8 protein-coding genes are annotated in these 10,681 nt (G+C 73.3%); 4 read left to right on the top strand and 4 right to left on the bottom strand.

Annotated features, from left to right (window positions below; translation table 11 throughout):
• Window positions 1–282 precede the first annotated feature (282 nt).
• Both Q1K57_RS04590 and Q1K57_RS04585 read left to right on the top strand, forming a co-directional pair.
• Window positions 283–1,794 (top strand): AlkA N-terminal domain-containing protein, encoded by a 1,512-nt coding sequence (locus Q1K57_RS04590; protein WP_300079474.1) that lies wholly within the window; start codon window positions 283–285, stop codon window positions 1,792–1,794.
• Entirely contained in the window at window positions 1,791–2,297 is a 507-nt protein-coding gene (locus Q1K57_RS04585) for a methylated-DNA--[protein]-cysteine S-methyltransferase (RefSeq protein WP_300079472.1), read from the top strand. Before Q1K57_RS04590 ends, Q1K57_RS04585 begins: the two co-directional genes overlap by 4 nt.
• A 435-nt stretch (window positions 2,298–2,732) precedes the next feature.
• On the opposite strand, the gene Q1K57_RS04580 is transcribed toward Q1K57_RS04585, so the two are convergent.
• Window positions 2,733–3,410: an alpha/beta family hydrolase gene (locus tag Q1K57_RS04580; RefSeq protein WP_300079470.1), complete on the bottom strand. Its 678-nt coding sequence runs from the start codon at window positions 3,408–3,410 to the stop codon at window positions 2,733–2,735.
• A gap of 277 nt (window positions 3,411–3,687) precedes the next feature.
• On the opposite strand from Q1K57_RS04580, the gene Q1K57_RS04575 reads away from it, so the two are divergent.
• Window positions 3,688–5,727 (top strand): NAD(+) synthase, encoded by a 2,040-nt coding sequence (locus Q1K57_RS04575; RefSeq protein ID WP_300079468.1) that lies wholly within the window; start codon window positions 3,688–3,690, stop codon window positions 5,725–5,727.
• Window positions 5,728–5,907: 180 nt separating this feature from the next.
• On the opposite strand, the gene Q1K57_RS04570 is transcribed toward Q1K57_RS04575, so the two are convergent.
• Window positions 5,908–8,694, bottom strand: coding sequence for an Rne/Rng family ribonuclease (locus tag Q1K57_RS04570; RefSeq protein WP_300079476.1), 2,787 nt, complete (start codon window positions 8,692–8,694; stop codon window positions 5,908–5,910).
• Between the two features lie 300 nt (window positions 8,695–8,994).
• Window positions 8,995–9,699, bottom strand: coding sequence for a TIGR03936 family radical SAM-associated protein (locus Q1K57_RS04565; protein ID WP_300079466.1), 705 nt, complete (start codon window positions 9,697–9,699; stop codon window positions 8,995–8,997).
• Window positions 9,700–9,805: 106 nt separating this feature from the next.
• Here Q1K57_RS04565 and Q1K57_RS04560 point away from each other — a divergent pair, with 106 nt between their 5' ends.
• Window positions 9,806–10,294 carry a GNAT family N-acetyltransferase gene (locus Q1K57_RS04560; protein WP_300079464.1) on the top strand — a complete coding sequence of 163 codons (489 nt, stop codon included), beginning with the start codon at window positions 9,806–9,808 and terminating at the stop codon, window positions 10,292–10,294.
• A 96-nt stretch (window positions 10,295–10,390) separates the two neighbouring features.
• On the opposite strand, the gene Q1K57_RS04555 is transcribed toward Q1K57_RS04560, so the two are convergent.
• The coding region (locus Q1K57_RS04555) for a VOC family protein (RefSeq protein WP_300079462.1) at window positions 10,391–10,681 on the bottom strand (291 nt) is incomplete at its 5' end.

The following is a 10,681-nucleotide window of genomic DNA, read 5'->3' as shown; positions in this document are numbered from 1 at the left end:
TCCCTGAGCTCATTCTGGCAAGCGCCCACCCCTGCGGAACAGGTGTTGTGCGCTCTGGTCACGCTCCCGGCGGCACAGAGCCGCACAGTGAGCACCGAGGGTCAAGAGTACGGCCCGGCGGCGGGGAGGGTCAAACCGGCGAGCGCCCGCCGGTCGCCACCCGAGCCCCCCTGCGCTGGCCCACGCTCCTCCCCCCGCGTGTCCCCGGGTCGTTCAGGCGTTCTGACGGCCACGTCCGATTTCCGCTAGTTCCGCCGTTCCGCGCCTGACATGCTGGACGACATGGACAACGAGCAGCGCTACCGGGCCGTCGCCACCCGCGACGCCAGGTTCGACGGCGCCTTCGTGCTCGCGGTCCGCACCACGGGCATCTACTGCCGGCCGTCCTGCCCCGCCCGCACGCCGCTGCAGCGCAACGTCCACTTCTTCGCCACGGCCGCGGCGGCCCACGAGGCCGGCTACCGGGCGTGCAAGCGCTGCCTGCCGGACGCCGTCCCGGGCTCGCCGGAGTGGAACCTGCGCACCGACGTGGCCGCTCGCGCCATGCGCCTGATCGCGGACGGAGTCGTCGAACGCGAAGGCGTCACCGGACTGTCGACCCGCCTCGGCTACACCACCCGCCACCTGAACCGGCTGCTCACGGCCGAGCTCGGCGCCGGCCCGCTCGCGCTCGCCCGGGCCCACCGCGCCCAGACCGCGCGGGAGTTGCTCGTGGCCACGGACCTGCCGGCCAGCGACATCGCGTTCGCCGCCGGCTTCGGCAGCATCCGCCAGTTCAACGACACCATCACCGAGGTCTACGACCGCACCCCGTCCCAGCTGCGCGCCACCCGCCGCACCCCCTTCGCCGAGTTGTCAGAAGCTCACCCGGCTGGGGGCGGCATGGATTCTGACAAGTCGGTGGGGGTGCGGGTGCGGCTGGCGCTGCCGGTGCGGCTGCCGTTCGATGCGGCCGGCGTGTTCGGCTGGCTGGCCGTCCGGGCCGTCCCGGGGGTGGAGGACGCGAGCGCGTCGCACTACGCGCGGACGCTGCTGCTGCCCGGCGGGCCGGCCACCTTCGAGGTGCGCTGGGACGGCGAGCGGCTCCAGCTGACCGCCACGCTGGCGACGGTCGCCGACCTCACGCCGCTGGTCGCCCGGGTCCGCCGGCTGTTCGACGCGGACGCCGACCCGGTCGGCATCGATGAGGCGCTGGCGGCGGAACCCGAGCTGCGTCCGTCCGTCGCGGCGGTGCCCGGCATCCGCCTCCCGGGAGCGGTCGACCCGCACGAGATGCTGCTGCGCGCGCTCGTCGGGCAGCAGATCTCGGTGGCGGCGGCCCGCACCCAGCTGCACCGTCTCGCCGAGGCCTGCGGCACGCCGCTGCCCTCCCCCGGGGGCGCTCTCTCCCGACTGTTCCCGACGCCGGCCCAGGTGGCCGAGCATGGCCGCGACGTGCTGGTGGGCCCGCGCATGCGGACGGAGAACATCCTGGCCATCGCCGGACAACTGGCCGAAGGCGCCCTCGACCTCGGCTGGGCGGACGACCCGGTGGCCCAGCACGACCGGCTGGTCGCCGTCCGTGGCATCGGCGAGTGGACCGCGGGCTACGTGGCCATGCGCGTCCTCGGCCACCCGGACGTCCTGCCCACCGGGGACGTCGCCCTGCGCAAGGGCGCCGCGCGGCTCGGCCTGCCCGACCGGCCGCACGACCTCGCCGCCTGGGGGATGACCGTCTCCCCGTGGCGGTCCTACGCCAGCCTGCACCTGTGGCGCGCCGCCGCCCGTCCCATCCCGATTGGAGAACCCGAATGAAACTCACCACGATGACCACGCCGGACGGACCCTTCACGCTGCTCGCCGAGGACGGCGTCGTGTACGCCGCCGGCTGGACCGGCGATCCGGACGCGATCCTGGCGCGGCTGCGGCCACAGGACCGTCCGGCCGATGCGCCGGTGGTCGCCTCCGATGACCCCGATGTCGCGGCACCGGCGGCTGCGGTGGCCGCCTACTACGCCGGTGATCCCCACGCCGTCGACGCGGTGCCGGTGAAGCAGACCGGATCGACCTGGCGGCAGCGCGGCTGGGACCACCTGCGGCGCATTCCGCCGGGCGCCCCGCTGTCGTACGCCGAGTTCGCTGCGGCGCTCGGCAACCCGAAGGGAGTCCGGGCGGCGGCCGGCGTCTGCGCGAGCAATGCACCGGCGCTGTTCGTCCCGTGCCACCGGGTGCTGCGCAGCGACGGCAGCCTCGGCGGCTTCGCCTGGGGCCTCGACGTCAAGCGCTCGCTGCTCGCCCGCGAGGCTTCTGGCGGCTAATGGGGACAGACCCCTTTTCCGCCACCTGACTGGAAAGGGGTCTGTCCCCGTTTTCGACCATCTTCGCTTCCTCGCGTCGGAGCAGGAGACACTCCCCGCACAGGGCTGACGCCATCTGGCCACGCAACTGGTCCCGGCGGCCCCACCTGTCACAGACGGGGCGTTGAGTGGCCAGATCACGTCATCCCATCAGTCGCCGCACCGACCCCCGTACCGGCGCCGAGGCGGGACGCCCCATTTACGCTCGCGCCGCGCGCTGTCCACCGCCTCGACCCGAGGCTGACGCGATCTGGCCGCGCGAGCGCGTGGATGTGACGTCGGGGACAGCTGGGACGCCAATCGTGGCCAGATCGCGACACCCCGTGTCACCGTCCCGGGCGGGCTTACGCCGAGACCCGATCAGGGGTGAACGGAAAGGACCCGTCCCCTTTCCCTTCACTCCGCGGACGGGACCGGGTCGAGGGCGTCGGCGATGAATGTCAGCACCGCACCTACCACCAGCTGCTCGCGCTCGGCGACCTTCGGGGCGGGCAGGCTCTTCACGGGCGCCAGCGAGTGGGTCGCGCCGGGGACGGGGACGATCCGCTCGCCTGAGTAACCGGCGTCGGCCAGGGCGCGGGCGATGTCCGCGGGTGAGCCGAACGGGTCGGCGGCGCCCTGCACCACCAGCACCGGACCGGTGACGGCGGCGAGTTCCGCGATCCGCGACTTGTGCGGCTTGCCCGGCGGGTGCAGCGGGAAGGACAGCGCCACCAGACCGGCGGCCCCGTCGTAACAACGGCACGCCGCCCGCGCTCCGGCGCTACGACCGCCGACGAACAGTGGCACGCCCGGCCAGGCCGACGCGATCGCGGCCACGGCCGGACGCCAGCCCCGGTCGAGGCTCGCCGGCGGGCCCGCCACCTTCCGACCAGCGACCAGCCACGGCTGGCGGTAGCGCGCCACGCTCACCCCGGACGCGGGCAGCTCGCGGGCGAGCAACTCCAGATCCCAGGCACCGACTCCCCCGCCCGCGCCGTGGCCGAGCACGAGGGCGGCGGTCGGCGCGGTGGCCGGGTCGAGCAGCAGTTCGCCGGGGCCGTCCGGGGTCACCACGCGGAGGATCTCGCTCACGGCTCAAGTCTTCACCACGGCAGGGGTTTCGTCAGGCCCTGCACCATGCCCCTTCGTGACGCCGACGCGCTCGTTCCTCGCGGGTCGGCTCCTCAGGGACCGGTGGGGTGCGTTCCGGGCTTCGTCAGGCTCTGCCGCGGCCCTTCGTGACGCCGACCCGCTCGTTACTCGCGGGCCGGCTCCTCAGGGAACGGCGGGGTACCCGGGGCTGTCAGAGCGGGCCGGCAGGAGCCGCGACGTGGCATGCTGAGGCCGACACCGGAGCCAGGAGCGCAGCATGGACTTCTACAACCTCTACGCCCACGGATTCGCCCGCGTGGCGGCCTGCACGCTGCCGATCGCGATGGTGCAGCCGCGGAGGAACGCCGAGGCCGTGCTCGCCCAGGCCCGCGAGTGCGCGGACGCCGGCGCCTGCCTCGCCGTGTTCCCGGAACTCTGCCTCACCGGCTACTCGATCGAGGACCTGCTCATGCAGGACACCGTCCTCGACGCCGTGCAGGACGCCCTCGCCTGGCTCGTCCCGCAGACCGAGGACCTGGGCTGCATCGTGGTCGTCGGCGCCCCGCTGGTCAGCCTGAACCGGATCTACAACTGCGCGGTGGTCATCCATCGGGGCACCATCCTCGGCGTGGTCCCGAAGGCCTACCTGCCCACCTACCGCGAGTTCTACGAACGCCGCCAGATCGCGCCCGGCGACGATGTCACCGGCGAGATCCGGGTGGCCGGCGAGGACGTCCCGTTCGGCTGCGACCTGCTGTTCGCGGCGGACGACGTCCCCGGGTTCGTGCTGAACGTGGAGATCTGCGAGGACATGTGGGTGCCGATCCCGCCGTCCGCGGAGGCGGCGCTGGCCGGCGCGACCGTGATCGCGAACCTGTCCGGCAGTCCGATCACGGTGGCGAAGGCCGAGGAGCGCAAGCTGCTGTGCGCGTCCGGGTCGTCGCGGCTGATCGCGGGCTACGTGTACTCCGCGGCCGGGGAGGGTGAGTCGTCGACCGACCTGTCCTGGGACGGCCAGACGCTGGTCTACGAGGCGGGGACGCTGCTGGCCGAGTCCGAGCGGTTCCCGGCCGGGTCGCGCGCGTCCATCGCCGACCTGGACCTCGGCACCCTCGTGCAGGACCGGCTGCGTCAGGGCACCTTCGACGACAACCGCCGCACCCACGCCGAGCGGACGGGCGAGTACCGGACGGTGACCTTCGACCTCGAGCCACCCACGGGCGACCTCGGCCTGCGCCGTACGCTGGCGCGGTTCCCGTTCGTGCCCGCCGACCCCGCCCGACTGGCCCAGGACTGCTACGAGGCCTACAACATCCAGGTCAGCGGGCTGGAGCAGCGGCTGCGCGCGATCGGCCAGCCGAAGATCGTGATCGGCGTCTCCGGTGGCCTGGACTCCACGCACGCCCTGATCGTCGCCGCGCGCGCGATGGACCGCCTCGGCAGGCCGCGGACGGACATCCTCGCGTTCACCATGCCCGGCTTCGCCACGTCCGCCCACACCAAGGGCAATGCGACGGCGCTCGCGCGGGCGCTCGGCGTGACCTTCGCCGAACTCGACATCACCGACACCGCCCGGCTGATGCTCGACCGGCTGGACCACCCCTTCTCCGAGGGGCAGCCGGTGTACGACGTCACGTTCGAGAACGTGCAGGCCGGACTCCGCACCGACTACCTGTTCCGGCTGGCCAACCAGCGCGGCGGCATCGTGCTGGGCACCGGAGACCTCTCCGAACTCGCGCTCGGCTGGTGCACCTACGGCGTGGGCGACCAGATGTCCCACTACAACGTGAACGGCGGCGTGCCCAAGACGCTGATGCAGCACCTGATCCGGTGGGTGATCAGCTCCGAGCAGTTCGACGACGCCGTCTCGGTCACCCTGCAGGCGATCCTCGACACCGAGATCACGCCCGAGCTGATCCCGGTGGGCGAGGGCGAGACGCCCCAGTCCACCCAGGCGACGATCGGGCCGTACTCCCTGCAGGACTTCAGCCTGTTCCACGTGCTGCGGCACGGCATGAAGCCGTCGAAGATCGCCTTCCTCGCGTGGCACGCCTGGCGCGACGCGGACGCCGGCGCCTGGCCCGAGGGGTTCCCGCACGACGAGCGGACGGCCTACGACCTGGCCACCATCAAGAAGTGGCTGGACGTGTTCTGCCGCCGCTTCTTCGGCTTCGCCCAGTTCAAGCGCTCGGCGCTCCCGAACGGACCCAAGGTCGTCCGCGGCGGCTCCCTGTCGCCGAGAGGCGACTGGCGGGCGCCGTCCGACACCTCGGCCGCCCTGTGGCTGGACGACCTGGCGCACGTCCCGGAGGGCTAGCCGCACCACCAGGACGCGTCACCAACCCTCTCTGAGCAGGCGTCCGAGGAACGCCGTCACGAAGGGCTCGTCACGCCGCCCTTCGTGACGCGATCGCCTCGTACCTCGGCGACCGCTCCTCAGGGAGCGCTACAGGGGGCGTCATCCCGGCGGAAGCCGGGATCCCCTGCGCCTGACCGGCTACTCGGCCGACGCCTCCACCGGCTCGGGTTCCACGAGTTCTGCCTCGACCACCACGGGCTCCTCGACCGGCGCGATCTCGGCGACCGGGGTAACGGGGGTCTCGACAGGCTCGACCAGCGGTTCCGGTTCGACCAGCGGTTCCGGCTCGACCAGCGGTTCCAGCTCGACCGTCTCAGGCGCGACCAGGTCCGGGGCGACCAGGTCCGGCGCGACCGGCTCGGGCGCGACCGGCTCGGGCGCGACCGTCTCTGGCGCGACCAGCTCGGGCGCGACCAGGTCGGACTCGGCCGGGGACGGGGCCTCGGGCTCGGGGGCGTGGGGCGGCATCAGGGCCGGGGACGGGACGAGGGGCTTGACCTCGTCCTTGCGGGCGCGGGACGAACGCCTCGTGGTCTGGCTGCCGCCACGGCCGCCGCGGCGGGAGCCGTCCCGGTCGCCGCCGTCGGCGGGGGCCTGGGACGCCACCGGCGCGTCGTGCACGTGGTAGCCGCGGCCCTTGCAGGTCTCGCAGGCGACCGTGAACGCCTCGGCGAGGCCCGTCCCGATCTTCTTGCGGGTCATCTGCACCAAGCCCAGCGAGGTGACCTCGGCCACCTGGTGCCGGGTGCGGTCCCGGCCCAGGCACTCGACCAGCCGGCGCAGCAGCAACTCGCGGTTGGCCGGCAGCACCATGTCGATGAAGTCGATCACGATGATGCCGCCGATGTCCCGCAGCCGCAGCTGGCGGACGATCTCCTCCGCCGCCTCCAGGTTGTTGGAGGTCACGGTGGCCTCGAGGTTGCCCGACGTCCCGGTGAACTTGCCGGTGTTGACGTCGATCACCGTCATGGCCTCGGTGCGGTCGATGATCAGCGATCCACCCGACGGCAGGAACACCTTGCGCTCCAGCGCCTTCGCGACCTGCTCGTGCACCCGGTGGGCGTCGAAGATGTCGCCCTTGCCCGCGCGGTCCCAGCGGTGCAGCCGTTCGGCCAGGTGCGGCGCCACGTGGGTCACGTAGGCCTCGACGGTGTCGTAGGCGTCGTCCGCCGCGCCGTTGCCGTCGATCACCAGCGAGCTGAAGTCCTCGGTGAACAGGTCCCGGACGATCCGGACGGTCAGGTCGGGCTCGGCGTACAGCAGCTGCGGGGCCTGGCCGGACTTCTTCTTGTCCAGCACCTCCCACTGCGCCTTCAGCCGGTTCACGTCGCGGACGAGCTCGTCCTCGCTCGCCCCCTCCGCAGCCGTGCGGACGATCACGGACGCGCTCGGCTCGATCAGTTCGTCGAGGATGCCCTTCAGCCGCTTGCGCTCGCCCTCGGGCAGCTTGCGGGAGATGCCGGAGAGGTGGCCGCCCGGCGAGTACACGATGTAGCGGCCCGGGATCGAGATGTGCGAGGTCAGCCGGGCGCCCTTCGCGCCGACCGGGTCCTTGCTCACCTGCACCAGCACCTGCTGGCCCGACTTGAAGACCTTCTCGACCTTCTTGTCCGCCCCGGTGACGCCGAAGGAGTCCCAGTCGACCTCGCCGGCGTAGAGGACGGCGTTGCGGCCACGGCCGATGTCGACGAAGGCGGCCTCCATGCTCGGTAGCACGTTCTGCACGCGGCCGAGGTAGATGTTGCCGATCATCGAGGTCGCGGAGGCCCGGTCGACGTAGTGCTCGACGAGCACTCCGTCCTCCATCACCGCGATCTGCGAGTAGTCCTCGGCCTGGCGGATCAGCATCTTCCGGTCCACCGACTCACGGCGGGCCAGGAACTCCGATTCGCTGAGGATCGGCGTGCGCCGGCGACCTGCGGCCCTGCCCTCGCGGCGGCGCTGCTTCTTCGCCTCCATCCGGGTCGAGCCCTCGATGCCGGTGACCTCGTCGTTCGCGGTGGAGCGGCGGCGCGGCTCGCGCGTCCGGACGACGACCTCGACGCCGTCCTCGTCCCCGTCGGCGGAGTCCTCGCCGCGGCGGCGACGTCGACGCCGCCGTCGGGAGCTGCCCTCACCGGCCGGCTCGTCGCCGGACTCGGGCTCGGCCTCACCCTCCGCGGCAGCACCCTCGGCGTCGTCCTCCGCGCCGTTCTCGTCATCTCCTGCGGCATCCCCCGCGCCACGGCGACGGCGGCGGCCGCCCCTGCGGCGGCGGCGACGGCGCGGGGCCGCGTCGTCCTCGGCCTCATCCTCGCCCTCGGCGAGTTCGTCCTCGTCCAACTCGTCGGCGTCCTCGGCCAGCTCCTCGGTCGCGGCTTCCAGCACCTCGACCGACTCGGCCAGCAGGCCACCGATGGCTGCGGCGAGGGAGTCGAGCACCTGGTCGGGCGTGGCCTCCTCGCCGAGGCCGAACGTCTCGGCCTTCACCCGCGGCCGCGAGCGCGGGCGCTCATTCTGGGCCAGTTCCGCGAGGCTCGCCGCGACCTCGGCGGCGTCGGCCTCGGGCGCCGGCGCTGCTTCCGCCGGACGCGTGGCGCGGCGCCGGCGGGTGGCCGGCTTCGGCTCGGCCGGCGGCTCGGCCTCGGGTTGCGGCTCAATTGGCTCCGCGGCCTCGACCGGGGCGGTCTGCTCCGGCTCCACGACCTTCGCGCGGCTGCGCCGGGTGCGCTTGGGCGCCGCTTCCGCGGCCGGCGGGGCGGTGAGGGTCTCCCCCGCGGCCGCCTCTGCGGCAGGAGCCTCGGCAACCTCGGCCGGCGCGGCGTCCGCAGCCGGGGTGGCCTCGGCGGGCGGGGCGGCGTCCGGCTGCCCGTCCACCGACACGGGTGGACCGGCGGGTCGGCTGGCGGCCCGGCGGCGCCGGGGCGGGGTGGCCGGCGTGGTCACCGCTGCGTCGGTAGGCTGATCGGTTTCGGGGTGTTCAGAATCGAGCACGATGCTCTCCTTCAGCGGCGGGGGCGCCGCAACATGGCTGCCCAGGGCAGCGAAGCTTGTCCGGTCGGCTGCCCAGCGCTGTCGCCCCCGCGGTCGACTCGCGTCGCGGTGAGGCCCCAGCGTCGAGACCGGCCTGTCACGCCGATCACGGCATCCGAGAGTCGGGGGTCTGGATGACTCCGACCTGCGCCAAGTATTCCACACTCGCCGGGAGCGGCCCAGCGACGGCGCGGCGTACCGGGCGCAAGACTTTCAGCCGCCGAGGGGATCGAGGATGCGCTCGCCGTCCCAGAAGCCGTGCTCGAGCCGGGTGAGGAGCGGCGGGTTGCCCGTCCGCAGCTCGGGTCGCAGCAGCTGCAGGGCCTGCACCACGTCGTCCGGCCGCACCAGCGGCTCGCCGATCGCGGACACGAGTTCGAGCCGGTCCCCCGCTGCGATCAGGGAGATCACCGCGCGGCGGACGTCGAAGCGGCGCAGGCCGGTCTTCGTCATCCGCTCCACCTCGACCTGCTCCGCGGCCAGCAGGTCGGCCACGGCTGCGGCGAGGGCTGCGGCGTCGGCGCCGTCCAGGACCATCTCCCACCGGGACGCGGTCAGGCGCTCGGCCAGCGCGCCGGGCGCCGCCGGCACCACGCGGACGATCACCAGTCCGTCCGGCATGGCCGCGTTGAGCTGGTCGCGCACCTCGTCCGGGTCGAGGACGGCGGCGAGGCCCAGTTCCAGGTACTCGGCCTCGGTGGCGGCACCGGTCGGCGCGGCGTTCGCGTAGCTGATCCGCGGATGCGGCGAGAAGCCGGACGAGAACGCCATCGGGATCTCCGCCCGGCGCAGCGCCCGCTCCAGCGCCCGGCTGAAGTCGCGGGACGAGGCGAACCGCGCCCGTCCCCGCTTGGCGTACTGGACGCGGAGTCGCTGCACCGGCGGCGCCTGCTGCTCTGGCTGTCGTCGAGGGCTCACGCGGACGAATCTAGGCCCCGCTCCCCGAGTTGTCAGAATCTCTGCCGCCCCCGACCGGCGGAGATTCTGACAACACGGTGGGGGTGGCCGGACCTAGGCTGATACGATGATCGTGGTACGAGCGGCCGAGCCGGACGAGTACGCAGCGGTGGGCGAGCTGACCGCGCGGGCGTACCTGGCCGACGGCGCGATGCCGGACAGTGACCCCTACTACGACGTACTGCGGGACGCGGCCGCACGGGCGGCCGACGCCGAGCTGTGGGTCGCGGCCGATGACGGCGACCTGCTCGGGACGGTCACCTGGTGTCCCCGCGGATCGTCGTACCGGGAGGTGGCCGGCGCGGACGAGGGCGAGTTCCGCACGCTGGCGGTGGCGCCGGAAGCCCGCGGCCGTGGCGTGGGTGAGCTGCTCGTCCAGGCCTGCGTCGAGCGCGCGGCGGCGGACGGTGCCGCCGCCGTGGTCATCTCGACGGCCGAGTGGATGTCGGCCGCACACCGGCTGTACCGCCGGCTGGGCTTCGTGGCGGTTCCCGAGCGGGACTGGTCGCCGCGTCCGGACATCCGGCTGCGCGCCTTCGTCCGGCCGCTGCCCTGACCTCGGCCCGGCCACCGGAACCGGTCGTCGGGTTCAGCCTGCCCTGAGCCCGGTCGAGGGGTCGAGGCGCGCTCGTCCGACGGATCCCGTGCGGTGTCAGCTGAGGCAGAACTCGTTGCCCTCCGGGTCGGCCATCGTGTACCAGCGCTGCGGCCCCTGGGACGCTTCGTGCAGGAACGTGGCGCCGCGGGCGAGCAGCCCGTCGCGGGTGGCGTCCAGCCCCTCGCCGGACGCGGGCAGCCGCAGGTCCAGGTGCATCCGGTTCTTGCCGGCCTTCGGCTCCGGGACGACCTGGAACAGCATCCGGCGGCAGGACGAGCCCTCGGGCGCGTCCGGTTGCCGGATCGCCGCGCCGGCGGCCCACCACAGCTGGCCGCGGTACTCCCT

The organism is Propioniciclava sp. (assembly GCF_029977985.1).
GTDB lineage: Bacteria > Actinomycetota > Actinomycetes > Propionibacteriales > Propionibacteriaceae > Propioniciclava.
This window is presented reverse-complemented; position numbering and strand designations above follow the sequence as displayed.